Origin of the sequence: Xanthomonas sp. NCPPB 3569 (assembly GCF_041475645.2) — a bacterium.
GTDB lineage: Bacteria > Pseudomonadota > Gammaproteobacteria > Xanthomonadales > Xanthomonadaceae > Xanthomonas > Xanthomonas phaseoli.
On the sequence record NZ_CM192969.1, the window covers coordinates 384676 to 411122 of the forward strand.

At 64.7% G+C, this 26447-nt stretch carries 23 protein-coding genes and 1 pseudogene; 16 read left to right on the top strand and 8 right to left on the bottom strand.

Annotated features, from left to right (window positions below; genetic code table 11):
* Positions 1–71 precede the first annotated feature (71 nt).
* The 3 genes from ACCQ03_RS01495 to ACCQ03_RS01505 form a co-directional block, all read right to left on the bottom strand.
* The gene (locus ACCQ03_RS01495) at positions 72–1094 is read right to left on the bottom strand and encodes an amidohydrolase family protein (protein WP_057680096.1); all 1023 of its coding nucleotides are present in this window, start codon (positions 1092–1094) and stop codon (positions 72–74) included.
* A 228-nt stretch (positions 1095–1322) separates the two neighbouring features.
* Positions 1323–2378: a 4-oxalomesaconate tautomerase gene (locus tag ACCQ03_RS01500; protein WP_057680097.1), complete on the bottom strand. Its 1056-nt coding sequence runs from the start codon at positions 2376–2378 to the stop codon at positions 1323–1325.
* Positions 2371–3042, bottom strand: a complete 672-nt coding sequence (locus ACCQ03_RS01505; RefSeq protein ID WP_057680098.1) for a 4-carboxy-4-hydroxy-2-oxoadipate aldolase/oxaloacetate decarboxylase — start codon at positions 3040–3042, stop codon at positions 2371–2373. Before ACCQ03_RS01505 ends, ACCQ03_RS01500 begins: the two co-directional genes overlap by 8 nt.
* A 101-nt stretch (positions 3043–3143) precedes the next feature.
* Here ACCQ03_RS01505 and ACCQ03_RS01510 point away from each other — a divergent pair, with 101 nt between their 5' ends.
* Positions 3144–4451 carry a LysR family transcriptional regulator gene (locus ACCQ03_RS01510; protein ID WP_150147383.1) on the top strand — a complete coding sequence of 436 codons (1308 nt, stop codon included), beginning with the start codon at positions 3144–3146 and terminating at the stop codon, positions 4449–4451.
* Positions 4452–4467: 16 nt separating this feature from the next.
* Positions 4468–5886: a cardiolipin synthase gene (gene cls / locus ACCQ03_RS01515; protein WP_022560327.1), complete on the top strand. Its 1419-nt coding sequence runs from the start codon at positions 4468–4470 to the stop codon at positions 5884–5886.
* 10 nt (positions 5887–5896) lie between these two features.
* On the opposite strand, the gene ACCQ03_RS01520 is transcribed toward cls, so the two are convergent.
* Positions 5897–6292 carry a VOC family protein gene (locus ACCQ03_RS01520; RefSeq protein ID WP_057680099.1) on the bottom strand — a complete coding sequence of 132 codons (396 nt, stop codon included), beginning with the start codon at positions 6290–6292 and terminating at the stop codon, positions 5897–5899.
* Between the two features lie 170 nt (positions 6293–6462).
* Here ACCQ03_RS01520 and ACCQ03_RS01525 point away from each other — a divergent pair, with 170 nt between their 5' ends.
* Both ACCQ03_RS01525 and uvrD read left to right on the top strand, forming a co-directional pair.
* Complete coding sequence (locus tag ACCQ03_RS01525; protein ID WP_209227682.1) at positions 6463–7857, top strand: FAD/NAD(P)-binding protein; 1395 nt, start codon at positions 6463–6465, stop codon at positions 7855–7857.
* A gap of 426 nt (positions 7858–8283) precedes the next feature.
* Positions 8284–10470 (top strand): DNA helicase II, encoded by a 2187-nt coding sequence (gene uvrD, locus ACCQ03_RS01530; RefSeq protein ID WP_039571651.1) that lies wholly within the window; start codon positions 8284–8286, stop codon positions 10468–10470.
* Positions 10471–10650: 180 nt separating this feature from the next.
* On the opposite strand, the gene ACCQ03_RS01535 is transcribed toward uvrD, so the two are convergent.
* Entirely contained in the window at positions 10651–10875 is a 225-nt protein-coding gene (locus ACCQ03_RS01535) for a hypothetical protein (RefSeq protein WP_209227730.1), read from the bottom strand.
* A gap of 387 nt (positions 10876–11262) precedes the next feature.
* Here ACCQ03_RS01535 and ACCQ03_RS01540 point away from each other — a divergent pair, with 387 nt between their 5' ends.
* From ACCQ03_RS01540 to ACCQ03_RS01550, 3 genes are all read left to right on the top strand, one after another.
* The gene (locus tag ACCQ03_RS01540) at positions 11263–12240 is read left to right on the top strand and encodes an IS5 family transposase (RefSeq protein WP_372359824.1); all 978 of its coding nucleotides are present in this window, start codon (positions 11263–11265) and stop codon (positions 12238–12240) included.
* Between the two features lie 263 nt (positions 12241–12503).
* Complete coding sequence (locus ACCQ03_RS01545) at positions 12504–13085, top strand: sugar O-acetyltransferase (protein WP_209227966.1); 582 nt, start codon at positions 12504–12506, stop codon at positions 13083–13085.
* Positions 13086–13347: 262 nt separating this feature from the next.
* Positions 13348–13794, top strand: coding sequence for a universal stress protein (locus ACCQ03_RS01550; RefSeq protein WP_007972857.1), 447 nt, complete (start codon positions 13348–13350; stop codon positions 13792–13794).
* Positions 13795–13890: 96 nt separating this feature from the next.
* On the opposite strand, the gene tagK is transcribed toward ACCQ03_RS01550, so the two are convergent.
* The gene (gene tagK, locus ACCQ03_RS01555; RefSeq protein ID WP_057687089.1) at positions 13891–14562 is read right to left on the bottom strand and encodes a transcriptional regulator TagK; all 672 of its coding nucleotides are present in this window, start codon (positions 14560–14562) and stop codon (positions 13891–13893) included.
* A gap of 313 nt (positions 14563–14875) precedes the next feature.
* Here tagK and tssB point away from each other — a divergent pair, with 313 nt between their 5' ends.
* From tssB to ACCQ03_RS01600, 9 genes are all read left to right on the top strand, one after another.
* Positions 14876–15385, top strand: coding sequence for a type VI secretion system contractile sheath small subunit (gene tssB / locus ACCQ03_RS01560; protein WP_008572540.1), 510 nt, complete (start codon positions 14876–14878; stop codon positions 15383–15385).
* A 4-nt stretch (positions 15386–15389) separates the two neighbouring features.
* A complete protein-coding gene (gene tssC, locus ACCQ03_RS01565; RefSeq protein ID WP_209227965.1) occupies positions 15390–16883 on the top strand; it encodes a type VI secretion system contractile sheath large subunit in 1494 nt (497 codons plus the stop codon).
* Between the two features lie 80 nt (positions 16884–16963).
* Positions 16964–17467: an Hcp family type VI secretion system effector gene (locus tag ACCQ03_RS01570; protein ID WP_005993934.1), complete on the top strand. Its 504-nt coding sequence runs from the start codon at positions 16964–16966 to the stop codon at positions 17465–17467.
* Positions 17468–17668: 201 nt separating this feature from the next.
* Positions 17669–18463 carry a type VI secretion system accessory protein TagJ gene (locus tag ACCQ03_RS01575; protein WP_057677687.1) on the top strand — a complete coding sequence of 265 codons (795 nt, stop codon included), beginning with the start codon at positions 17669–17671 and terminating at the stop codon, positions 18461–18463.
* 6 nt (positions 18464–18469) lie between these two features.
* Entirely contained in the window at positions 18470–18973 is a 504-nt protein-coding gene (gene tssE, locus ACCQ03_RS01580) for a type VI secretion system baseplate subunit TssE (RefSeq protein WP_017157737.1), read from the top strand.
* Between the two features lie 4 nt (positions 18974–18977).
* On the top strand, positions 18978–20861 hold the full coding sequence (gene tssF, locus ACCQ03_RS01585) for a type VI secretion system baseplate subunit TssF (protein WP_150147387.1): 1884 nt from the start codon (positions 18978–18980) through the stop codon (positions 20859–20861).
* A complete protein-coding gene (gene tssG / locus ACCQ03_RS01590) occupies positions 20825–21865 on the top strand; it encodes a type VI secretion system baseplate subunit TssG (RefSeq protein ID WP_057677688.1) in 1041 nt (346 codons plus the stop codon). Before tssF ends, tssG begins: the two co-directional genes overlap by 37 nt.
* A gap of 56 nt (positions 21866–21921) precedes the next feature.
* On the top strand, positions 21922–24690 hold the full coding sequence (gene tssH, locus ACCQ03_RS01595) for a type VI secretion system ATPase TssH (RefSeq protein ID WP_372359840.1): 2769 nt from the start codon (positions 21922–21924) through the stop codon (positions 24688–24690).
* A gap of 55 nt (positions 24691–24745) precedes the next feature.
* Complete coding sequence (locus tag ACCQ03_RS01600; protein ID WP_209227973.1) at positions 24746–25054, top strand: hypothetical protein; 309 nt, start codon at positions 24746–24748, stop codon at positions 25052–25054.
* Between the two features lie 115 nt (positions 25055–25169).
* Here ACCQ03_RS01600 and ACCQ03_RS01605 read toward each other — a convergent pair whose 3' ends face one another.
* Both ACCQ03_RS01605 and ACCQ03_RS01610 read right to left on the bottom strand, forming a co-directional pair.
* The gene (locus tag ACCQ03_RS01605) at positions 25170–26141 is read right to left on the bottom strand and encodes an IS5 family transposase (protein WP_150147813.1); all 972 of its coding nucleotides are present in this window, start codon (positions 26139–26141) and stop codon (positions 25170–25172) included.
* Between the two features lie 56 nt (positions 26142–26197).
* Positions 26198–26299: pseudogene (locus tag ACCQ03_RS01610) on the bottom strand (NHLP-related RiPP peptide); the annotation flags it as partial.
* Positions 26300–26447: the final 148 nt, after the last annotated feature.

The following is a 26447-nucleotide window of genomic DNA, read 5'->3' on the forward strand; positions in this document are numbered from 1 at the left end:
CCATAAAGAAGGGGACAATGTCGCAATGGGAGAAGGGAGCAATACGGCAAGCTCGCCGTGCAACGGCGCAGTCACAGCCCACGCGCACGCAATTGCGCATCCAATCTCGGATACACCCGACGCGCATTGCGCTCGAACACCTTGCGCTTGTCGGCCTCGGAAATCGCCAGCGCATCGATGTAGCGTTTGGTGTCGTCGAAATAGTGGCCGGTCTGCGGATCGATGCCGCGCACCGCGCCGACCATTTCCGAGCCAAAAAGGATGTTGTCGATGTCGATCACCTCGAACAACAGGTCGATCCCGGGCTGGTGATACACGCAGGTATCGAAGAACACATTGCGCATCACATGCGTGGACAGCGCAGGCTTGCCCAGCATGTCGGCCAGGCCGCGGAAACGGCCCCAGTGATACGGCACTGCGCCGCCGCCGTGCGGAATGATGAAGCGCAATTGCGGAAAATCGGCGAACAAATCGCCTTCGAGAAACTGCATGAAGGCCGTGGTGTCGGCATTGAGGTAATGCGCGCCGGTGGCATGGAAATTGGCATTGCAACTGCCGGAGACGTGCACCATCGCCGGCACGTCCAGTTCCACCATTTTCTCGAAGAACGGGTACCAGGCGCGGTCGGTCAGCGGCACGCCATTCCAGTGCCCGCCGGACGGGTCGGGATTGAGATTGCAGCCGACGAAACCCAGTTCGTTGACGCAGCGTTCCAGTTCGGCGATTGCGTGTGCGATCGGCACGCCTGGCGATTGCGGCAGCTGGCACACGCCGATAAAGGTGTGCGGATACAGCTGTACCACGCGCGCGATCAGGTCGTTGCAGTGGCGCGTCCACACCTGGCTCACCGCTTCGTCGCCGATGTGATGTGCCATGGTGCTGGCGCGTGGCGAAAAAATCGTCATGTCGGCGCCGCGCTCGCGCAGCAGGCGCAGTTGGTGCAGCTCGACACTTTCGCGCAGCGCATCGTCGCTGATATGCGGATACACCGGCGCCGGCAGCGTTGCGTCGGTGTAATGCGCAATCTGCGCCTTGCGGAACGCATCGTGCGCGGCGGGTGCGGTGGTGTAGTGGCCGTGGCAGTCGATGATCATGGCGATGGTGTGCGTGCTGCAGCGGAAGCGGCGCGCCAGCGACTGCCTGGGCGCCAGGTGGGACGGTCCGTTGGACGGAAGCTGCAGGTCGCAACGGCAATGGTGGTCCCGATGTGCAGGTGGGCACGGGTCACGGCACTCTGCCTGTCGATGGTCTGCTTGAGCGGCACACGCGCGCACGCGCCGCTGCGATGGCGGCCGCGGCGGCTTGGCGATGCAGCGGAGCGTTCAGCCATACAGCTCACCATCGAACAATTTGCGCGCCGTGCGGAGCACCGCGGCACCGACCACGGCGCCGTGCGCATCGAGATCGATCAGGCAGCTGCTCGCACCGCTGGGGTGTTCGACGTCCAGCCGCTGGCTACGCCCGCCGGGCACCTGCGCCAGCGCGTGCGCGGGCGATCCGGGCAACAGGCAGGCGGTGGCGACGGTGACCGCACCCAGCACGCCAATGGAGGCATGACAGCGGTGCGGGATGAACGAGCGCACGCTGATCGCGCCGCCGGCGCGCGGTGCGGCGACCAGCATCATTTTCGGCACCGTGGCGTCGCGCACGTCGCCCAGCTGCATCACCGGACCTGCCTGCAGGCGCAGCGTTTCCAGGCGCGCCCTGAGCGCAGCATCGGCGTCGAGCGTGGCGCGCTCTTCGTAACCGCTGATGCCGACATCGCTGGCGCGCAGCACCACGCACGGCATGCCGTTGTCGATCAGCGTGACCTGCAGGCCCTCGAGCGTGTCCACCGCATGCCCGCTCGGCAGCAGCGCGCCGCACGAAGAGCCGGCGATATCGGCGAATGCCAGCGCAACCGGCGCGGCCGTGCCGGGGACGCCGTCGATGCGGGCATCGCCGTCGTAACGCACCGTGCCATCGGGCGTCTGCACGGTGGCGGTAGCCAAGGTGCCGGTGTTGCGCATGAAGATGCGCACCTGGGTCTGGCCGTTGCATGTGGGGAGCAAGCCACGTTCCAGCGCGAACGGGGCAACCCCGGCCAGCATGTTGCCGCAGTTCTGTGCATCGCTGACCTGCGCCTGTTCCACCGCGACCTGCAGGAACAGATAGTCCACGTCGGCATCGGCACGCGCCGAGCGCGACACCACGGCAACCTTGGAGGTCAGCGGGTCGGCGCCGCCCATGCCGTCGATCTGGCGCGCATCCGGCGAGCCGTAGGCGCGCAGTAAGAACGCGTCGCGCGCGGCGGTGTCGGCGGGCAGATCGTCGGCCAGAAAGAATCCACCCTTGGAGGTGCCACCGCGCATCCACATGGCGCGCACGCGCTCAGACATAGCGCAGGCCTTTGGCGGCCAGGCGTTCGCGCATCGCATAGATGTCCAGGCCCAGTTCGCCGCGTGCCAGGCGTTCGCGCTTGAGCAGCTCGCGTGCCTCGCGCGCCTGCGCCTCGGTCAGCACATCGGCAGCGCTGGCACGCGGCACCACGCAGACGCCATCGTCGTCGGCCACCACCACATCGCCGGGCTGGATCAGTTGCCCGGCGCACACCAGCGGCACGTTGACCGAACCGAGCGTCTCCTTGATGGTGCCCTGCGCGCAGATGGCGCGGCTCCACGCAGGGAATTGCATGGCGGTGAGATCGCGCACATCGCGTACGCCGGCATCGATGATCAGGCCGCGACATCCGCGCGCCTGCGCCGAGGTGGCCAGCAGGTCGCCGAAGTAGCCGTCGCAACAGTCGCTGTTCGGCGCGACCACCAGCACATCGCCTGCCTGCAGTTGCTCGATGGCCACATGCATCATCCAGTTGTCGCCGGGCGGAATCGACACGGTGACCGCGGTGCCGGCGATGCGGCAACCGGCGTAGATGGGACGTAGCCGATGGTGCAGCAGGCCGCTGCGGGCCTGCGCTTCGTGCACGGTGGCCACGCCGGCCTGCGCCAGCCCGTCGACGATGGCCAGCGGCGTGCGCTCGATCCGGGTAACGACCTGGCTCATCCATCCATCCTCGTTAAGAGTGCGCCGAGTCTGGCTGGGCAGAGTCAACCGCCTCAAGATTCATTTGAGGTATGCATATTGGTTTTGCTTATAGTTAGAGCATGCAGCCGATCCCGGAACCGAATCTGCGTCACCTGTACGCGCTGGTCGTGGTGCACCAGGCCGGTAGCATCAGCGCGGCGGCGCCGCGGGTGAATTTGTCGCAACCGGCGCTGACCCAGGCCGTGGCGCGATTGGAGCAGCAACTGGGCGTGCGCCTGTTCGACCGGCACCCGGGTGGCATGTCGGCCACCGAGGCTGCCGGGTTGCTGGTGCCGCGTATCGAGCGGGTGCTGGCGCATCTGGGCCGGGGGATCGGAGTCGCGCGGCGTGCGCTGCGCCTGCCCGCGCGCCCTGGGCTGGAGCGGCGGGTGTCGCTGGGCCAGCTGCAGGCCTTGGTGGCGGTGGATGTGGCAGGCAGTTACGCGTTGGCGGCAGTACGCGCTGGCGTTTCGCAGCCGGCGATCTACCGCGCGGTGCAGTCGCTGGCCGATGTGATCGAAGTGCCGCTGACGGTACGCCGCGGCAAGACCATGCAGCCCACGCCGGTGGCGCTGCGGCTGTTGCGGCAGGTGCGGCTGGCGCTGGCCGAGTTGCGTGCCGGGTTGGACGAGGTGGCCGCATTGCGTTCGCAGCACGCCGGGCGCCTTACCCTGGGGGTGATGCCGCTGGCGCGCGCCATCCTGTTGCCGCAGGTGCTGGCGCGGTTTGCGCGTGCGCATCCGGGGGCCAGCGTCCAGGTGGTCGAGGGCCCGTACGCCCAATTGCTGGCGCAGCTGCGCGAGGGCGGCCTGGATCTGTTGATCGGTGCGCTGCGCGACCCGTTGCCGGTGCGCGATGTGCTGCAGGAGCCGCTGTTCGACGACGAACCGGTGATCGTGGCGCGTAGCGGCCACCCCTTGGCCGGGCAGGGCTATGCGTTTGCGCAACTGCGCGATTACCCCTGGGTGATCGCTGCCGCTGGCACGCCGGTGCGCGCGCGCTGGGAGCAGCTGTTCGGCGACCACCAGCTGGAGCCGCCGCCGGTGCGCATCGAATGCGGCGCCGAGCTGACCGTGCGCGGCCTGCTGCTGGAAGGCGACTGGTTGACCTTGATGTCGCGCGACCAGTTTCTGTTCGAGCGCCGCGCCGGCCTGCTCGAGGAGATCGGCAGCGCCGGGCCGCTGCTGCGCCGGCAGATCGGCATGACCACGCGCGCCGACTGGTATCCCACCCGGATGCAGTCGGCCTTCGTGCAGACGTTGCGGCAGGTCTGCGCCGAACGCGTGCAGCCGGCCGATGCGCAGGGCGGGCCGTTTCGCTATTGCCCCCCTGTCTGTGCGCCACCGCCGTTGCGTTTGCGCGCGGCCAAGTCAGAATCGGATTCCTGATGAGAACGGACCACTGATGCTGCCCGATTGGGTCACAGGCACCTGGCTGCTGGCGCTGGACTGGGCGATCCGCCTGGCAGCACTGCTATGGATTCCCGCCCGCACCACGCCGGGCGCGGCGCGCAGCTGGCTGCTGCTGATCGGCTTCGTACCGGTGGTCGGCCTGCCGCTGTATCTGCTGTTCGGCCACCCGTGGTTGTCGCGGCTGCGGGTGGAGCGGCAGGCCACCGCTTCGCAGGTGATTCGCGAACAACAACTGCCCCTGCACGCCTTGCGCTGGATGCCGCAGGCAGACACCAGCAGTGCCGAAGTGGTGCCGCTGATCGAACGCGAGGGCGATTTCATGCCCACGCTGGGCAACGCGGTGGAATTGCTCGACGACTACGCGCAGTCGTTGCAGGCCCTGATCGCGGCGATCGATGCGGCCGACAAACGCGTGCACCTGCTGTATTACCTGATGTTCGACGATGCGGTGGGCGAAGCGGTGGTGGCGGCACTGGAACGCGCCAGCGCACGCGGCGTGCGTTGCCGCGTGCTGCTGGACGCGGTGGGCGCCAAGCGTGGCCTGCGCCGCTACCGCAAGCGCCTGCAGGCCGGCGGCGTGCAGGTGCTGGCAGTATTGCCGGGCGGTTTGCGCTGGCGTCGCAGTGGCCGCATGGATCTGCGCAACCATCGCAAGATTGCGGTGCTCGACAACCGGGTGGCGTTTGTGGGGTCGCAGAACCTGGCCGAAGCCGGCTTCATTGATGGCGTGCCCAATCGCGAATTGGTGGCACGCGTGCGCGGGCCGGTGGTCAATCATCTGGAAGCGGTCTTCGCCAGCGACTGGTTCACCGAAACCGGAGAGCGGCTGGACGTGTGGCCCGATGCGCCGGTCTGCGAAGCCAATATCGCCACGCAACTACTGCCCAGCGGGCCGGCGTACCCGTTCGAAAATGCGCGCGATGCGATCAATGCGGTGATCCATCTGGCGCGGCGCAAGGTGGTGCTGGTCACGCCGTACTTCGTACCCGACGAAGCCTTGTTGAGCGCCTTGCGCATCGCTGCGGTGTCGGGAGTGGATGTGCAGTTGATCCTGTCCGAGCACAACAACCAACGCCTGGCCGCGTGGGCGCAGGAGGCCTATTTCGAAGAGCTGCTGCGTTGCGGGGTGAAGATTGCGCTGTATCGCCCGCACTTTCTGCATGCCAAGCACCTGAGCATGGATGACGACATCGCGCTGGTGGGCTCGATCAACCTGGATATCCGCTCGTTCGCGCTCAACGCCGAGATCGGCATGCTCTGCTATGACACCGGCGTGGTGCAGCGGTTGCGTGAGATCGAGCAGGATTACCTGGCCAATGCGCGGCAATTAACGTTGGAACAGTGGCGTCGCCGCCCGGCCTGGCGCCGCAGCCGCGAGGGCATTGCGCGGCTGGCCGATGCGTTGATGTAGGGCGCCTGGGTCAATCCAGGCGCATGACCTGGAAGACGTTGCCCTCCGGGTCGCGGCCGTCGTACAGCTGGTACGCAAAGCCGGGGTAACGTTTGAGCTCGCCCACATGCACGCCCGCGTGTTGCAGCTGCGCGCGATGTGCGGGCAGATCGCTGGCGATGGCGAACACCAGCTTGGTGGTCGTGCGTGTCGCATCCGCGACAGGGCACGGCGCAGGCGTCGATGGCCGCTGTCGGTAGGCGTCGCCCACCCGGTGCAGCGCCAGCTCGATGCCGCCAGCTGCAAGCACCACCCACGCGTCGGCAATCTCCTCGGTGACGGCGAGCGCGAAATGGGTCTGGTAGAACGCCTTGATTGCCGCCACATCGTGGACGTAGAGGATGGGCCTGACCAGGGCGATGGACATGTTGGGGATTCCCCAATGGCGCGTGCCGATGCTGACCCGCCAATCGTAAGTGCTTGGCAGGCAGGGCGTGTGGGAGGCGTTGGCACACACCGCGCTTGCGATGCCGTGGAAGACAGCCACTGCCGGTGACGGCCTGCGGGTGTGGCCGATGCATCGCCTACAATGTCGACATGAATACACTGCGTGATCCCGGCGATGCCGTCATCGCCATTGTCGGCGGCGGCGCGTCCGGTGTGCTGGTTGCGCTGCAGCTGCTGCGCCAGGCCGCAGCGCCATTGCAGATTGTCCTGATCGAGCCGCATGCGGCGCTTGGCGAAGGTGTGGCGTATTCCACCGCGCGCAGCGAACACCTGCTCAATGTGCCGGCTGCGCGCATGAGTGCGCTGCCGCAGCTGCCCCACGACTTTGTCGATTACCTGCGCGCGAACGCCTGTTGCCCCGAACTGGACGATGCACAGTTGCCGCTGCAGTTCGTGGGGCGGCGGCACTATGGCCCGTACTTGCGCGACCGCCTGCAGGCGGCATGTGCGCACAGCCCGGCGACGCTGCGTGTGCACTGCGCACGCGTGCAGGCCCTGCAACCCAATGCCGATGGCGCACTGTTGCAGCTGGACGATGGACAGCTGCTGCAGGCGAGCGTGGTGGTCTTGGCAGTGGGCAATGCGCTGCGACCGCTGCCGCTGCGAGGTGCCACCGGGCTGTCGCGCGCGCAGCGTGTCGAAGCCTGGGAGACCGAGGCGGTGGCAGCGCTGCCACCGGACGCGGCCGTGTGCATCGTTGGTTCGGGCTTGAGCATGGCCGATACCGTGGTGACGCTGGCAGCGCAGGCGCATCGGGCAAGCGTGCATGTGGTGTCGCGGCATGGCTTGCTGCCGCTGCCGCAGGCACATGGCGGCGTGGCGCTGTTCGATCCGCAGCCGCTGCTGACAATGCCGCTGCGCGCGCGCATGCGCACACTGCGCCAGCATGCGCGCATCGCCGCCGCGCAGGGCCTGCCATGGCAGAGCGTGATGGAACGCATCCGGCCGTTGAGCCAGGCGTTATGGCAGACGCTGTCGGTTGCCGACCAGCGCCGTTTTCTGCGGCATGTGGTGCGCTACTGGGACGTGCATCGGCATCGCATCGCCGCAACGGTGCATGCGCAGCTGCAGGCGATGCAGGCACGCGGTCAGCTGCAGGTACATCGCGCACGGCTGGATGTGGCCTTCGAGGTGGGCGCTTGCGTGCGCGTGAGTGCCGGAGCCGCCAGCGCCGGACATGCCTTGCAGCTGGATGTGCAGACCCTGGTCAATGCCACCGGGGTGGAAATGCGGGTGCAGGCGATGGGCAACCGGCTGCTGCAGCAATTGCTGGGACAGGGCATCGCAGTGGCCGGTCCACACGGGATCGGCGTGGACACCGGCCCCGATGGCAGCCTGATCGATGCCGATGGACGGATGCAGCCGCAGTTGCGGGTGATCGGCAGCCTGCGCATCGGCACGCTGTGGGAAAGCCTGGCGGTACCGGAGTTGCGCGAGCAGGCCGCGGCGATTGCGCGGGATGTGGTGTTGCTGCTGGAGCGCTGATAGGCGTGTGGAGATTGGAAATGTAGCTTGGCTGCCGTCTCCGTCCTTGACGCTGGCCTCTTCGATGGGCAAAGGTGACGCATAGCACCGATGAGGGGGCGAGCAAAGCCTCGGATGACCCGCAATGCGTCGGCTGCGCCTCTTGCCCTCACCCCAACCCCTCTCCCGCAGGCGGGAGAGGGGCTCTGCCACGGCGAGCATCCGTCTGCGCTCTTGCAGGCTGGAAAGCAAGCAGCGTCGCGCCTTCTCTGGCGAGCGGCAGAGCAATCAGCGTCGGCCTTCTCTGGCAGGCGGCAGAGCAACCACTATCCTGCCTTCCCCCGCCTGCGGGGGGGAAGGTGCCCGAAGGGCGGATGAGAGGCAGCAATCCCAACCGCTTCATCGCAATCTCAGCCGCAGCGACGCCACAACCGGTAAAATGCGCCGGTGGATGTCTCTCATTTGCTCGATCATTTAAACCCCGCCCAGCGCGAGGCCGTTTCCGCGCCGCCGGGGCATTACCTCGTGCTGGCCGGCGCCGGCTCCGGCAAGACGCGCGTGCTGATCCATCGCATCGCCTGGCTCAACGAAGTCCAGGGCGTGCCCAACCACGGCATCTTCGCGGTGACCTTCACCAACAAGGCGGCCGGCGAAATGCGTCACCGCACCGACCTGCAGCTGCGCAATGGCAGCCGCGGGATGTGGATCGGTACATTTCACGGGCTGGCCCATCGCCTGTTGCGTCTGCATTGGCAGGACGCGCGGCTGCCGGAAGGTTTCCAGGTCATGGACAGCGACGACCAGTTGCGGTTGGTCAAGCGCGTGGTACAGGCGCTGGAGCTGGACGAGAGCAAGTATCCGCCCAAGCAACTGAGCTGGTGGATCAACGAGCAGAAGGACGAGGGCCGCCGTCCGCAACATATCCAGCCCGAGCCCAACGACGATTGGACCGAGGTGCGCCGGCAGGTGTATGCGGCCTACCAGGAACGCTGCGACCGCTCCGGGCTGCTGGATTTCGCCGAGTTGCTGCTGCGCGCGCACGAGTTGCTGCGCGACACGCCCGCATTGCTGGCGCATTACCGCGCACGCTTCCGCGAGATTCTGGTGGACGAGTTCCAGGACACCAACGCCATCCAGTACGCCTTCGTACGGGTGCTGGCCGGCGAATCGGGCAACGTGTTCGTGGTGGGCGACGACGACCAGGCCATCTATGGCTGGCGCGGTGCCAAGGTCGAGAATGTCCAGCGTTTCCTGAAGGATTTCCCTGGCGCGCAGACCGTGCGGCTGGAGCAGAACTACCGCTCCAGCGCCAATATCCTGGGCGCTGCCAATGCAGTGATCGCGCACAACCCGGACCGTATCGGTAAACAGTTGTGGACCGACTCCGGCGATGGCGACCCGATCGATCTGTATGCGGCCTACAACGAAGTGGACGAAGCGCGCTATGTGGTCGAGCGTGCACGGCAGTGGGTGCGCGACGGCGGCAGTTATGGCGAAGTGGCGGTGCTCTACCGCAGCAACGCGCAATCGCGCGCGCTGGAAGAGGCGCTGATTTCCGAGCAGTTGCCGTACCGTGTGTATGGCGGCATGCGCTTTTTCGAACGTGCCGAAATCAAGGACGCGTTGGCTTACCTGCGCCTGCTGACCAATCGCAGCGACGACGCTGCGTTCGAACGCGCGGTCAACACGCCCACGCGCGGCATTGGCGACCGGACGCTGGATGAGGTGCGCCGGCTGGCACGTGCCAGTGCGCTGTCGTTGTGGGAAGCGGCGATGCTGTGTACGCAGCAGAACACGCTGGCCGCACGCGCACGCAATGCGCTGGCCACCTTCCTCAGCCTGATCGGCCAGCTGCATGCCGAAACCGGGCAGATGGAACTGGCCGAACGCATCGACCATGTGCTGATGCGCTCGGGCCTGCGCGAGCATTGGGCCAAGGAAAGCCGTGGCGGGCTGGATTCGGAATCGCGTACCGAGAACCTGGACGAACTGGTGTCGGTCGCCTCGCGCTTCACCCGCCCCGACGACGAAGACAGCCAGGGCATGACCGAACTGGTCGCCTTCCTGGCCTATGCCTCGCTGGAGGCCGGCGAAGGCCAGGCGCAGGCTGGCGAAGAAGGCGTGCAGCTGATGACGCTGCATTCGGCCAAGGGCCTGGAATTTCCGATCGTGTTCCTGGTCGGTCTGGAAGACGGCCTGTTCCCGAGCGCGCGCTCGTTGGAAGAGAGTGGGCGGCTGGAAGAGGAACGGCGTCTGGCGTACGTGGGCATCACCCGCGCGCGGCAAAAGCTGGTGCTGTGCTACGCCGAATCGCGCCGCATCCACGGCCAGGACAACTACAACGTGCCCTCGCGCTTCCTGCGCGAGATTCCGCGCGACCTGCTCAACGAAGTGCGCCCGAAGGTGCAGGTTTCGCGCACCGCATCGCTGGGCGCGGCGCGCGGCGGCCCGGTCCATGGCATCGTGGAGACCGCGCCGATCAAGCTTGGCGCCAACGTCGAACACCCCAAGTTCGGCGGCGGCGTGGTGGTCGATTACGAAGGCGCCGGTGCGCATGCGCGCGTGCAGGTGCAGTTCGACGAGGTCGGCGCCAAGTGGCTGGTGATGGCCTACGCCAATCTGACCGTGGTGTAGTCAGGGGTCGCTCGCCTGCGCGTGCGTGTTCTTTGGCAGGCGAGGGCGTAGGGCGGTTGTACTGTGCATGCAGCAAGCGGGGCCGGCCGCTACTGCACCGCATGCGCCAAGCGAGATCGCATGACCATCTTCGACAGCTGATCGATGGCGGAAGCCTCTCGCTGTTGCGCTGTTGCGCGCCTACATTTCCCAGCTGAAGCGTGAGTTGATCTGCTTGCCGTTCACGGTCAGGGTCGACTTGTTGGCGAGCACGACCAGGGTAAAGGGCGGCACGCGCGCGTCTTCTCCTGTGTAAATCAGGCGGAGGATTCTGCGTTTGGTGTCGAACGTCTTGACCTGGAAATTGCCCCGCAACAACACGCCCTTGCTGTCGCCAGGTGCATTGAAACGAAGACTGGCGATCACTGGTCGGGTGACGTGACCGATTTCGAAGTCTATCCAGTATCCGCCGCCCTCGAACGAAAGTGAGGAGGTTGCGTTGGCAGGTGTGCTGACGCATGCCCACAGCAATAACGCAACGCAGGCAGCTACACATCGTGTCATGACGTCGTCCTTGAACGTGGTCGTGCCGCAAGGGCACGGTCAGGAGTATCGATGCTGGCGCCAAGGCATTGCAACGGATGCGGCAAGCAATGGAATGGCGACACACCTACCTCGCGCGCCAGGCCGATGCTCGAATTCTCCATGGGCGGTTTCCACTCCAGTGCTGAATGCGCCAATCGCTTTAGGGAAACTCTGAACAATCCATCGTGATCTGCCACAATCGATCAACGACCCGAGTAGACGATTTCGATGCAGCTGACCTTCGGCGACGCGGAGTACAACGGCAAGCGCAAGCGCAAGCGGACGCGGCGTGAGGTGTTCTTGGCCGAGATGGACCAGGTCGTGCCGTGGAAGGACCTGCTGGCGCTGATCGAGCCGCACTACCCGAAGTCGGGGCAGCCGGGGCGACAGCCGTATCGGCTGGAGACCATGCTGCGCATCCACTTTTTGCAGCAGTGGTATGCACTGAGCGATCCATCGGCGGAAGAAGCGCTGTACGACACGGTGTCGATGCGCCGTTTCGCCAAGATCGGCGGGCTGGATGAGGTGCCGGACGAGACGACGATTCTCAACTTCCGCCATCTGTTGGAGCAGCACGATTTGGCGCGCAAGCTGTTCAATCGGGTCAACGCGCACCTGTCGCGCAAGGGGCAGAGCTTGCGCGGCGGGACGATCGTGGACGCCACGATCATCGCTGCGCCCAGCTCGACCAAGAACAAGGATGGCGAGCGCGATCCGGAGATGCACCAAACCAAGAAGGGCAACCAGTACTACTTCGGGATGAAGGCGCACATCGGGGTGGACGATGACTCCGGGCTGGTGCACCACGTGGAGTGCACGGCGGCCAACGTGGCCGATATCACACAAGCGCACAAGCTGCTGCACGGCAAGGAGGACACGCTGTGCGCGGACAGCGGCTACACCGGGCTTGAGAAACGCGAGGAGATGAAGCGCAAGCGCAAACTGCGCTACCTGATCGCGGAGAAGCCCTCGAAGCTGAAGCAGATTAAGAACAAGCGCGAACTGAAGTTGGCCAAGCGCTGGGAGCACACAAAAGCCAGCCTGCGTGCAAAGGTGGAACACCCGTTTCGGGTGATCAAGCGCCAGTTTGGCTACGTCAAGGTGCGCTATCGCGGTTTGGCGAAGAACACCGCACAGATGCTGATGCTGTGTGCGCTGTCGAATCTGTGGCTGAAGCGCAAAGAGTTCATTACCGCCGCGGGGTAGGTGCGCCCGTAATCGGGACGATACCCCGAAAAAGCGCCAAAAACGGCGAAAAACCGAGGATCTGAGCGCGGTCACCGCGACCGATATGGCTTACCACATCCTCCGATCGCGTTGTTCAGACCTTCCTTAGCCAATCGCCAGATTGCAAGGTTCTGTAAGCCACTTCGAGCCGGCAAGCCAAGGCGATTGGTGCATCGCTCGATGCATACCGCGCGATATCCATGCCACCCTGTCGGCAGTTCATTGCATAGGCACGCGGCGGCATGCAGACCGAAAAACAGAAAATGCTGGCTGGCGAACTCTACAACGCCACCGATGCGCAACTGCAGGCCGATCAGGCGGCGGCTGCGGCGTGGATGGCACGCTATAACGCCACTGGCGCGCAGCCAGCCGCACAGCGGCACGCATTGTTGGTCGAGCGGCTTGCCGAGGTGGGTGCCGGTGCGGTGATCCTGCCGCCATTTCATTGCGATTACGGCTACAACATCCATCTGGGCGCGGGCGTGTTCCTCAACTTCAACTGCGTGATTCTGGATATCTGTCAGGTGCATATCGGCGAAGGCACGCAGGTGGGGCCCGCCGTGCAGTTCTACGCTGCCGACCATCCGCGCGATGCGGCCGGACGCGCCAGCGGGCTGGAATTCGGGCAGCCGATCCGCGTCGGGCGCAATGTGTGGATCGGGGGCGGGGCAATCATCCTGCCGGGCGTCAGCATCGGCGACGACGCGGTGATCGGTGCCGGTGCGGTGGTCACGCGCGATGTGCCGGCCGGTGCGACCGCCGTGGGCAATCCGGCACGCGTGCGCGTACCCCGGGGTGCTGCCGATGACGCGCCCACCGACTGAAGGCAACGAAGAAGAACCGTTACAAAAAGCTGTCGCGCAGCCGTCAGGCGGACACGGCCAGTGTGCAATGCAGCGCACACGCGAACAGGCCAGTTGTGAGCACGCTACTGGCGCGATGGAGATGGTCGCTCGTCAGCCAGGTGAGCCGCTTCAGGCGCGACCGTCCGCCAGGTGCAAGATTGATCTGTATCAAGGTCTGCGTCGCTGAGTGCTGCCAATCTCAAGTCGCCGGCGCCGCAGCCGGTCCATCCGGGAGGTCATCATGTACAAACGAATCCTGATCGCCATCGATGCGTCCGAGCTCTCGCATCGCGGTTTGTTCCAAGGCCTGGAGCTGGCCAAGGCAACCGGTGCGAAAGTGGATATCGTCACCGTGTCCGAGCCATGGGCGATGGGCATGTACGACGCAATGGGCTGGAGCGTGGGCTATGAGGCCAGCCCGGAATATCGCACCGAGCGCGAAGCGGCCGCTGAAAAGATCCTGCGCCCGGCGTTGGAGCTGGCCGCCGCTGCCAACATCAAGGCCACGCCGCGGCATGTGCTGGATCGCTTCGCCGCCGAGGGCATCGTGCAGACCGCCAAGGACTGCAACAGCGATCTGATCATCATGACCTCGCACGGCCGCCGCGGCATGCAGCGCATGCTGCTCGGCAGCCAGACGGTGGAAGTGCTGACCCACAGTGCGATTCCGGTCCTGGTGATTCGTTGATGCCGATGCCATTGCCTTGCCGCACCTAGGTGCGGCCCTGGGCGCGATGTGGCGTCCAGGTCATGCACGTCGCGTCCGGGTGCGCTCCTGCGCAACTCAGCGTGCTTCGCTCTCCATCGGCTCCAGTTGTGCCGCAAAGCGCGCGGCCGGCCGGGCGAGCCGGCGCAGTGCTTCGGCATGCACCAGCGGAGAGCCGTGCGTGGGTGTGGCCGCGCCGCCGCGGATGGATGCGTGCTCGGGTTGTACGTGCTGGCTCAGTTCGCGCATGAAGCGCCACATCGGCATGTAGTGGCCACGCCGTGGCGCAGGAAGATGCGGCGCAGCGCGGCACTGGCGACGCCACTGCATGGGCGGCATGCCGAAGCGCTGCTGAAACGCGCGCTGAAACTGCCGCTCGGAGGCAAAGCCCATTTCGTAGAGCAACCAGGTCAGGCTGCACTCCGGGTAGGCCTGCAGGTAGCGGTGCGCTGTGCTTAGCCGCTGCTCGCGGATATAGCTGGCCACACCGCCACGCGACTGAAACAAGCGGTACAGCGATGCACGCGATAACGCGAACGCTTGCTGCAACGACTCGGTGCCCAATTCCGCCTCGCCGATGTGCTGCTCGATATAGGCCAGCAGATCGATCATCAGCGGCGCTTGTGCCTCGCCGGCCGGCGGTACGTGCGCAACGATGGCGCTGTAATAACTGCTGCTGCTCATGCGGATGCTGCCTGCGGCCCACTCCCCGGGGCCTGTCCCCTGGTCAACCGAGAAAAGCAGTGCCAACCCATCACGCCTCTTTCACAAAGTCGGCGCTGGATCACGCATCCGTGCCCGTCTGCGCCCGATCGCGGCGATTGAGACGATTTGTCGGGTGAGCGCACAGGCGCATTTCTATCCTCGCCGCAACGCTGAGAAAGCGTCATCGCACGGCCTGCCGCTTCGGTCCGGGTGGTGCGTGGCGGTCGTGGGCTAGCCCACGGCAGCGGCGTCGCACGCAGGCCGCAGGCATACCGCCGGGCCGGCGACATCCAAGCCACATGGCGGCGCACGTGCCCTGCACGCCGGCGCAACGGGCAAGCTCAATCGGAGATCAGGCATGGCCAGCAGTCAGAAGTTCATTGCCCGCAATCGGGCGCCACGAGTGCAGATCGAATACGACGTGGAGGTCTACGGTGCGCAGAAGAAGGTACAGATTCCATTCGTGATGGGCGTGATGTCGGATCTGTCCGGCGCCAATGCCGGCGAACTGCCTTCGCTGGACGAGCGCAAGGCATTGGAGATCGATGTCGACAACTTCGACAGCCGGCTGCAGTCGATGCGTCCGCGTGCGCAATTCAAGGTGCCCAACACGCTCACCGGCGAAGGCGAGCTGGCGGTGGATATCACCTTCGAAAGCATGGACGACTTTTCGCCGGCTGCCATCGCGCGCAAGGTTGCGCCGCTGGCCAAGTTGCTGGAAGCGCGCACGCAGCTGGCCAACCTGGACACCTACATGGATGGCAAGGCCGGTGCAGAGCAGCTGATTGCCAACGCCATCCGCGACCCGGCGTTGCTGCAGTCGCTGGTGTCGGCCGCCAAGCCTGCCTCCGAACCGGAAGGAGCGTAACGCCATGTCCGCGACCGAAGCCGCATTGGCCACCAGTGGCACCGAAACAACCGAGCAGGGCGACTTTGCCGCGCTGCTCAACCGCGAGTTCCGCCCCAAGAGCGAGCGCGCCAAGGAAGAAGTGGAATCGGCGGTGCGCACGCTCGCCGAGCAGGTGCTCAACCGCAGCGATGTGGTCAGCGAAGACGTGTCGCAGACCATCAAGGCCTACATCGCCGAGATCGACCGCGCACTCACCGAGCAGCTCAACCAGATCCTGCATCACGCCGATCTGCAGCAGCTCGAAGGTGCTTGGCGCGGCCTGCATTATCTGGTCAACAACACCGAGACCGACCAGCAGCTCAAGATCCGCGTGCTGAACATCAGCAAGAAGGAACTGGGCAAGGTGCTCAAGCGCTACAAGGGCACCGCCTGGGATCAGAGTCCGATCTTCAAGAAGGTCTACGAGCAGGAATACGGCCAGCTCGGTGGCGAGCCGTATGGCTGCCTGGTCGGCGATTACTACTTCGACCAGAGCCCGCCGGATGTGGAACTGCTCAACGGCATTGCGCAGGTAGCCGCCGCCGCACATGCACCGTTCATTGCCGCCGCCGCGCCCAAGTTGATGGGCATGGACAACTGGAGCGAGCTCTCCAACCCGCGCGATCTGGCGAAGATCTTCTCCACGCCCGATTACGCCGCATGGCGCTCGCTGCGCGAATCGGAAGATTCCAAGTACATCGGCCTGGCCATGCCGCGCACGCTCTCGCGCCTGCCGTACGGCGCGGCCACCAGCCCGGTGGAAGAATTCGATTTCGAAGAAGACACCGCCGGCGCCGATTCCAACAAGTACACCTGGCAGAACGCGGCCTACGCGATGGCGGTGAACATCAATCGCTCGTTCAAGCAGTACGGCTGTTGCTCGCGCATTCGCGGTATCGAGTCTGGCGGCGCAGTGGAAGGCTTGCCCACGCATACCTTTCCTACCGACGACGGTGGCGTGGACATGAAGTGCCCGACCGAAGTGGCGATCACCGACCGCCGCTCGGCCGAGCTGGACAAGATGGGCCTGATGCCGCTGGTACATCGCAAGAATTCGGACATGGCCGCCTTCATCAGCGCGCAGTCGCTCAACAAGCCCGATGAATACGACGACCCGGACGCCACCGCCAATGCAGCGTTGGGTGCGCGCCTGCCGTACATGTTCGCGTGCTGCCGCTTTGCGCATTACCTCAAGTGCATCGTGCGCGACAAGATCGGTTCGTTCTCCGATCGCGAACAGATGCAGAGCTGGCTGACGCGCTGGGTGACGCAGTACATCGACGGCGACCCGTCCAACTCCAGCGAAGAAACCAAGGCGCGCAAGCCGTTGGCTGCCGCCGAAGTGGTGGTGGAAGAAGTGGAAGGCGCGCCGGGCTACTACAGCTCCAAGTTCTTCCTCAAGCCGCATTACCAGCTGGAGGGCCTGACCGTGTCGTTGCGGCTGGTCTCGCGCCTTCCCTCGGCCGCCAAGGCCTGATCCGACGCATTCGCGTCACGCACGACGCCACTGCGCGTCGCGCCATCTCGTGTTGTCACTCTCATTGAAGGAGCAGTTCCATGGCGTTCGACATGCATATCAAGTTCGGCAGCGGCAAGGTCAAGATCGAAGGCGCGTCCAACCACAAGAAGCACAAGGGCGAGATTCCGATCCTGGCCTGGTCGTGGGGCGCGAGCAATTCCGGCGACCTGCACACCGGTGGCGGCTCGGCCAGCGGCGGCAAGGCGCATATCCAGGACATCTCCATCACCAAGTACGTGGACGGCTGCTCCAACGCGCTGCTGGATGCAGTGTGCACCGGTGCACGGGTGGAAAACGCCTGGCTGTACGTCACCAACGCCACCGGCGAGCAAAGCGACTTTCTCACCCTGGAATTGAGCGAAGGCGTGCTGATTACCTCGCTGTCGACCGGCGGCTCCGGTGGCGAAGACCGCCTGACCGAAAACGTGACGCTGCACTTCGGCAAGTTCAAGTACGGCTTCCAGCCGCAGGACGACAAGGGCACCGCGCAGGGCGGGGCGAAGGAATTCACCTACGACATTCAGGGTGTGGCCAAGGCCTGACGCGGGCGCAGGCCACCACAACGCCTTCGCCACGCAGGTGCGTTTGGCGACGCGGTGCGGCACGACATGCGTGTACATCGCTCGCTCTGCGCCGCCCATCGGAAGTTGACGCTGTGACGTTGGCTGCCTCCGATGGCGGCAATGCAATGACTGGCGGTGCCGCGCACGGCACTGCCACCTTCTTCGATAAGGAACCGCGCGATGGATGCCACCGCACAGACCCTGCTTGCCCAAGGCGAGCCGGCGCAGGCGTTGCAGCAACTGATCCAGCAGGTGCGCCGGCAACCGGCCGACGCAGCGCAGCGCGTGTTCCTGTTTCAGTTGCTGGCCGTACTCGGCCAGTGGTCGCGCGCCGCAGATCAGCTGCGCGCCTGCGCTGAGCTGGATGCCGCCACGCAGCCCTTGGCGCAGACGTACCTTGCAGTGCTGCAGGGCGAACAGACGCGCGCTGAGGTGTTTGCCGGCGCGCGATTGCCGCATGTGATCGGTGAGCCGGCCGAATGGTTGGCGATGCATCTACACGCGCTGCAACTATCGGCGCAAGGGCATGGCGAACAGGCCGCGGCGTTGCGGGCGCAGGCGTTCGCGTTGGCACCGGCCAGTGCCGGCGTGCTCGATGGCGAACGCTTCCAGTGGCTCGCAGATGCAGACACCCGTTTCGGGCCCTGCATCGAACTCATGCTCGACAGCGGCTACGCCTGGGCACCGCTCAGCCACATCCAGCAGTTGCGCATGCAAGCGCCGCGGGATCTGCGCGACACCGTGTGGGCGCCGGTGAGCGTGCTATGGCGCAACGGTGGCCAGGCCTTCGGCTACCTGCCGGTGCGGTATCCCGGCAGCGAGCATCTGGATGCCGGCGAGCTGCAATTGGCGCGCCGCACCGAATGGACGCATGGCGCGCAGGGCGAGATCGGCCTGGGCCAGCGCATGTGGAGCACCGAGTTGCGCGAGATCGCGCTGCTCGATGTGCGCGATGTGCAATTCGACGCGGGCTGACACGCCATGGCCGAACTCACCACCACCGAACGCCTGCAGCCCTCGCTGCTGGACCGGCTCACCGATGTCGCGCCCAGCCAACGCGAAGAGAGCCGCGAGCAGCGCGTGATTTCGGCCACGCGCCTGCGCGAGTGCGTGATTCGCGATCTGTCGTGGTTGCTCAATGCCGTGAATCTGGAAACCAGCCGCCCGCTGGAAGCGCACCCGCAGGTACGCAGTTCGGTGCTGAATTACGGCATCCCGGATCTGGCCGGTGTTGCAGTGACCGGTATCGATGCGGCCGCGCTGCAACAACGCATTCGCGAGGCGATTCTGGCGTTCGAACCGCGCCTGATTCCCGAGACGCTGCGCGTCAGCGTGCATGCCGATGCTGCGCGCATGGACCGGCGCTCGCTGTTGTTCACCATCGAATCGGAGATGTGGGCGCAGCCGTTGCCGTTGAACCTGTACCTGAAGACCGCGCTGGACCTGGAAACCGGCCGGCTCGATATCGTCGAAGGGCACGGCTGACCTCATGGACCCGCGCCTGCTGCCGTACTACACCCGCGAGTTGCAGCACGTGCGCGACATGGGCGCGGAGTTTGCGCGCGAGTATCCCAAGATCGCCGGCCGGCTCGGCCTGGATGCATTCGAATGCGCCGACCCGTACGTCGAGCGGCTGCTGGAAGGCTTCGCATTCCTGGCTGCGCGCGTGCAACTCAAGCTGGACGCGCAGTACCCGGTGTTCACCCAGCACCTGCTGGAGATGGTCTACCCGCATTATCTGGCACCGCTGCCTTCGATGGCGGTGGTGCAGTTGCAGCCGGACCTGAAAGACAGCGGGCTGGCAGCAGGCGTGGCCGTGCCGCGACAAAGCGCGTTGCGCAGCCTGATCGGCGCCGGCGAACGTACCGCCTGCGACTTCCGCACCGCGCATGCGGTGACCTTGTGGCCATTGCAGCTGGCCGAGGCCAAGTATCTGGAATCGCCAGCCGCATTGGCCGCTGCCGGCATCGCCTTGCCGCCCGGGCGCGTGGTGCGTGCCGGCGTGCGTCTGCGCTTCGAGCTGGTGGGTGGTGCGCAGACGCACGCGCTGGCGCTGGATCGGCTGCCGCTGTTTCTGGCCGGCGCCGATGGCTTGCCCAAGCGGTTGTACGAACAGCTGCATGCCGATACCACTGCGGTGGTGGTGCGTGGCAGCGGTGCCGGCGGTGGCACGCTGGAGATGACGTTGAGCGCCGATGCCGTGCAGATGCGCGGCTTTGCCGACGACGATGCATTGATTCCCTACGACGGCCGCTCGTTCAGTGGTTACCGCTTGCTGCAGGAATATTTCGCCTGTCCGGAGCGCTTTCTGTTCGCAGAACTCACTGGACTGCGCGCGCCATTGCGGCGGTTGCAGGGCAGCAGCTTCGAGGTGGTGGTGTTGCTGCAACGCAGCCTGCCCAGCCTGGCTGCGGCAGTGGGCGCCGAGCATTTCAAATTGTTCTGCACGCCGGCGATCAACCTGTTCCCGCGGCGTGCCGATCGCATCCATCTGCAAGCCGGCCTGCACGAATACCACGTGCTGGCCGACCGTACCCGGCCGATGGATTTCGAGATCCATCACCTGGGCGAGGTGGAAGGCTTCGGCGATCGTCAGGAGCCGGAGCAACGCTTCACCCCGTTCTACGGGGGCGACGCTCGCACCTGGCATGCGCGGCATGGCGCGTTCTACAGCATGCGCCGCGAGCCGCGCATGCTGTCGGCACGGCAGCGCCGTGATGGCGCGCGGTCGAGCTATGTGGGCAGCGAAGTGTTCGTCAGCCTGGTCGATGCCGACGATCAGGCACGCAGCACGCGCCTGCGTCAGCTTGGGCTGCAACTGTGGTGCAGCAACCGCGATCTGCCGCTGCATATGCCGGTAGGCAAGGGCGCCACCGATTTCACCATGGACAATGGCGTGCCGGTACAGAGCGTGCGTTGCGTGGCCGGACCAACCAAGCCGCGCCCGGCACTGTCGGATGGGCAGACCGCGTGGCGCCTGCTCAGTCAATTGCAGCTCAATTATCTGTCGCTGTTCGAAGACGGCGCCGACGGCGCCGCTGCGCTACGCGAGATCCTCACCTTGTACTGCGACCCGTTCGATGCATCCGCGCAGCGGCAGATCGAAGGCGTCAAGCAGGTGAGCGGCACACCGATCGTGCGGCGCATCCCGGTGCCTGGCCCGATCACCTTCGGCCGCGGCCTGGAGATCACGCTCACCTGCGAGGATGCCGCCTTCGAAGGCACCGGCGCGTTCCTGCTGGCTTCGGTGCTGCGGCACTTCTTTGCGCGCTATGTCTCGGTGAATTCGTTTACCGAGACCGTGCTGCGTACCACCGAACGTAACGAGGTGGCCCGATGGCCAGCCCAGCCCGGCACGCGCCCGCGCCTGTGAGCGCCGCGGCTGCTGCGCTGGCGCAAGCGCTGCAGACCCGGCCACAGGATTTCACTCCGTTCGCGGCTCTGCGCGCGATCGAGCGCTGCCATCCGCTGCAGCCGCGCCTGGGCGAATCGGCGCGCGCCAGCGACGATGTGCTGCGGCTGCGGCATGCGCCGTCACTGGCTTTCGCGCCACGTGCGCTCGATCGCTACACACCGGCAACGCACGATCAGCCTGCCGCGCTGTACGGTCTATTTCTAGGCCTGTTTGGGCCGAATGCGCCATTGCCATTGCACCTGACCGAATACGCCATCGAACGGGCGCAGCAAACCAAGGACGGCGCCTTCGCCGCGTTTGCCGATGTGTTCCATCACCGCATGCTGAGCCTGTTCTACCGCGCTTGGGCGCAGGCACAGCCCAGCGTGCAGGCCGAGCGGCCGGCGAGCGACCAGTTCCGTGCCTGGCTGGATGCATTGGTTGGTATTGCCAGCCCGCATCTGCGCGACCGCGACGCCTTGCCGGACGACGCACGTCGTTACTACGCCGGCCGTCTTGGCACCGCCACGCGTACGCCGGAAGGCTTGCGTGCACTGCTGCAGCAGGTGTTCGAATGGCCGGTGCAGGTGCAGGAATTCATCGCCGAATGGATGCGCCTGCCGGCCGATGCGCACTTGCAACTTGGTCTGGGCCCGCGCAACGCGCAGCTGGGCGTGGACAGCGTGGTGGGCGCACACGTGCGAGGCGCCCAGCAACGGGTGCGCATCTGTCTGGGGCCGCTGCCCCGCCTGGTGTTTCAACGCTTCCTTCCGGGAGGCCAGGCGCTCAGGCAGCTCACCGCCGCAGTACGCAGCTATCTGGGCGACGAATTCGGCTGGGAACTGCAGCTGTTGCTCAAGGCCGACGAGGTTCCCACCCCGCAGCTGGCGCGCAATAGCCGGCTGGGCCTGGACACCTGGCTGGGCCGCCGCGCCTGGAGCATCGCCGACGCCGACGAGGTGCTGCTGCGCCCATCGGGCTGACGCGCACCGCTCTCCCTTTCGCTCACACGCAACGTACCGACTTCGAAGGACGCATCATGGCCGAGATCTCCCGCAGTGCCCTGTTCGGCAAGCTCAACCCGCTGGCCTATCGCGGTATCGAAAGCGCCACCGTCTTCTGCAAGCTGCGCGGTAACCCCTACGTGGAGCTGGTGCACTGGCTGCATCAGTTGCTGCAGCTGCAGGACTCGGACCTGCACCGCATCATCAAACACTTCCAGCTCAACCCCTCCACGCTGGCGCGCGATGTCACCGCCGCACTGGATGGTCTGCCGCGCGGCTCCACCGCCGTCACCGACCTGTCGGCCAATGTCGAAGAAGCGGTCGAGCGCGGCTGGGTGTATGCCTCGCTCAGCTTCGGGGAGGCGCAGGTGCGCACCGGCTACCTGGTGGTCGGCATGCTCAGCGAACGTGGCTTGCGTAATGCATTGCTGGCGATCTCCAAGGAGTTCGACAAGCTCAAGCCTGCAGTGTTGGACGAGCACTTCGCGCAGATCGTCGCCGGCTCGCCGGAAGGCGGCCTGCTGCCCAGCGATGGATTTTCGCTGGGTCAGTCCGCTGCACCGGGCGAGGCCAGCGGCGCCATCGCCCCGGCCGCGATGGGCAAGCAGGAAGCGCTGAAGAAATTCACCACCGACCTCACCGCACAAGCGCGCGAGGGCAAGCTCGATCCGATCATCGGCCGCGACGACGAGATTCGCCAGGTGGTCGGTATCCTGATGCGCCGCCGCCAGAACAACCCGATCCTGGTCGGCGAGGCCGGTGTCGGCAAGACCGCGGTGGTGGAAGGCTTCGCCCAGCGCATCGCCCGTGGCGATGTGCCGCCTGCATTGAAGGACGTGCAACTGCGCACGCTGGACGTGGGCCTGTTGCAGGCAGGCGCCAGCATGAAGGGCGAGTTCGAACAGCGCCTGCGCGCGGTGATCGACGAAGTGCAGGCCAGCCCCAAGCCCATCATCCTGTTCGTGGATGAAACCCACACCCTGGTCGGCGCCGGTGGCGCGGCCGGTACCGGCGATGCCGCCAACCTGCTCAAGCCGGCGCTGGCACGCGGCACGCTGCGCACCGTGGGCGCGACCACCTTTGCCGAGTACAAGAAGTACATCGAGAAAGATCCTGCACTGACCAGGCGCTTCCAGGCCGTGCAGGTGGACGAGCCGGACGAAGCCAAGGCGGTGCGCATGATGCGCGGCGTCGCCTCGACGATGGAACAACACCACCGCGTGCAGATCCTGGACGAAGCGCTGGAAGCGGCCGTCAAGCTCAGCCACCGCTATATCCCCGCGCGCCAGCTGCCGGACAAATCGGTGAGCCTGCTCGACACCGCCTGCGCGCGCGTCGCGGTCAGCTTGCACGCCACGCCGGCCGAGGTGGACGACAGCCGCCGCCGCATCGAAGCGCTGGACACCGAGCACGCCATCATCGAACGCGAGCGTGCGATTGGCATCGTGGTGGAGGAGCGTGCTGCTACCTGTGCCGGCCTGCTGGAAAGCGAGCACGGCCGCCTACGTGATCTGGAGCAACGCTGGGGTGCCGAAAAGGCGTTGGTCGACGAGCTGCTGTCGCTGCGCGCACGACTGCGCAGCAGCAATGCGCCGGTGGAAGGCACCGGTAGTGCGTTGGAAGCAGAGGCCGAGGCTGACACCGATGCCGATGCCGCTGTCGCACAGGCAGCGTCTGGCGACACTGCCGTACTCGAAGCGCCAATACGCGTGGATCGCGACACGCTGCTCGCACGCCTGCAGCTGGTGCAGGCCGAACTAGCCGCCTTGCAAGGCGAATCGCCCTTGATCCTGCCCACGGTCGACTACCAGGCGGTGGCCGCCGTGGTCGCCGACTGGACCGGCATCCCGGTCGGGCGCATGGCGCGCAACGAGATCGACACCGTCCTGCGCCTGCCCGAGCTACTGGCCAAGCGCGTGATCGGCCAGGACCACGCCATGGAGATGATCGCCAAGCGCATCCAGACCAGCCGCGCCGGCCTGGACAACCCGGACAAACCGATCGGCGTGTTCCTGCTCGCCGGCACCTCCGGCGTCGGCAAGACCGAAACCGCACTCGCACTGGCGGAAACCTTGTACGGCGGCGAACAGAACCTGATCACCATCAACATGAGCGAATACCAGGAGGCCCACACCGTCTCCTCGCTCAAGGGCGCACCCCCGGGCTATGTCGGCTACGGCGAAGGCGGCGTGCTCACTGAAGCGGTGCGACGCAAGCCCTATTCGGTGGTGCTGCTGGACGAAGTGGAAAAGGCCCACCCCGACGTCCACGAACTGTTCTTCCAGGTGTTCGACAAGGGCTGGATGGAAGACGGCGAAGGCCGCCGCATCGACTTCCGCAATACCTTGATCATCCTCACCAGCAACGCCGGCACCGACCTCATCGCCAGCCTGTGCAAGGACCCGGAATTGATGCCGGATCCGGAAGCCATGGCCAAGGCGATCCGCGAGCCATTGTTGAAGGTGTTTCCGCCGGCATTGCTTGGACGATTGGTGGCGATTCCGTATTACCCGCTCAGTAACGCCATGCTCGGGCAGATCGTGCGGCTGCAGTTGAACCGCATCAAGCAGCGGATCGAGGAGCGCTACAGGATTCCGTTCGAGTACGACGATTCAGTTGTTGAGCTGGTGGTGAGCCGGTGTACCGAAAGCGAATCAGGCGGGCGGATGATTGATGCGATTTTGACGAACTCTATGTTGCCGGAGATTAGTCGGAAATTTCTAACACGGGTGATATCTGGAAAGCCGGTCCAGCAAGTGAAAGCTACTACAAGTGGAAGAAATTTACTTTCAAGTGTGATTTGATTGTTGCAATGAATATTTTGTTGAATTTCTACTATAACGCGTGAGGGGTTGTGAAATGGTTATGGCTTATCGTGTTGAGAGAGCATTTTCATACAAAATAAGAGTTAACTCAAGTACTAATCGCATAGTTACATTTGGTGGCATGGGCGACAGGTTTGGCATAGATATAAGCTTTGGAAATCCTAATCATTCAGAATACTACACAGCTGAACACAAGGACGAGAAGGGGTTGCGTCTTGTTACATTTCAGATGAATGAAAAATTCTGGAGCGCTATAAAGTATCTAAAAAAAATTGGAAAAGAGCACGGCCACGCTGCTGGTAAGAGATGGCTGGAAGGGAAGAAAAGTTTAAGGAAGGTCTGAACAACGCGATCGGAGGATGTGGTAAGCCATATCGGTCGCGGTGACCGCGCTCAGATCCTCGGTTTTTCGCCGTTTTTGGCGCTTTTTCGGGGTATCGTCCCGATTACGGGCGCACCTACCCCGCGGCGGTAATGAACTCTTTGCGCTTCAGCCACAGATTCGACAGCGCAAACAGCATCAGCATCTGTGCGGTGTTCTTCGCCAAACCGCGATAGCGCACCTTGACGTAGCCAAACTGGCGCTTGATCACCCGAAACGGGTGTTCCACCTTTGCACGCAGGCTGGCTTTTGTGTGCTCCCAGCGCTTGGCCAACTTCAGTTCGCGCTTGTTCTTAATCTGCTTCAGCTTCGAGGGCTTCTCCGCGATCAGGTAGCGCAGTTTGCGCTTGCGCTTCATCTCCTCGCGTTTCTCAAGCCCGGTGTAGCCGCTGTCCGCGCACAGCGTGTCCTCCTTGCCGTGCAGCAGCTTGTGCGCTTGTGTGATATCGGCCACGTTGGCCGCCGTGCACTCCACGTGGTGCACCAGCCCGGAGTCATCGTCCACCCCGATGTGCGCCTTCATCCCGAAGTAGTACTGGTTGCCCTTCTTGGTTTGGTGCATCTCCGGATCGCGCTCGCCATCCTTGTTCTTGGTCGAGCTGGGCGCAGCGATGATCGTGGCGTCCACGATCGTCCCGCCGCGCAAGCTCTGCCCCTTGCGCGACAGGTGCGCGTTGACCCGATTGAACAGCTTGCGCGCCAAATCGTGCTGCTCCAACAGATGGCGGAAGTTGAGAATCGTCGTCTCGTCCGGCACCTCATCCAGCCCGCCGATCTTGGCGAAACGGCGCATCGACACCGTGTCGTACAGCGCTTCTTCCGCCGATGGATCGCTCAGTGCATACCACTGCTGCAAAAAGTGGATGCGCAGCATGGTCTCCAGCCGATACGGCTGTCGCCCCGGCTGCCCCGACTTCGGGTAGTGCGGCTCGATCAGCGCCAGCAGGTCCTTCCACGGCACGACCTGGTCCATCTCGGCCAAGAACACCTCACGCCGCGTCCGCTTGCGCTTGCCGTTGTACTCCGCGTCGCCGAAGGTCAGCTGCATCGAAATCGTCTACTCGGGTCGTTGATCGATTGTGGCAGATCACGATGGATTGTTCAGAGTTTCCCTAACGTGTCTGAGACGAATAATGCACGAAAGGCATCGTCGGTAGACAGTAGATCGATCAGGTTGCTTGCAACAGCAGGTTCAAGCTTCAGTATTGGCATCGCTGGAACTTCAGTGGGATGAAGTAACACATAGCGGCTCTAAGAGGGCTGGCTTGAGCGGTATCACGCATTGGCTCAAGTTAGGCAGCGGTGGGGCGTTATCCCTGGAGCAGAAATATCTGCACACGGTTACCTCAGATCG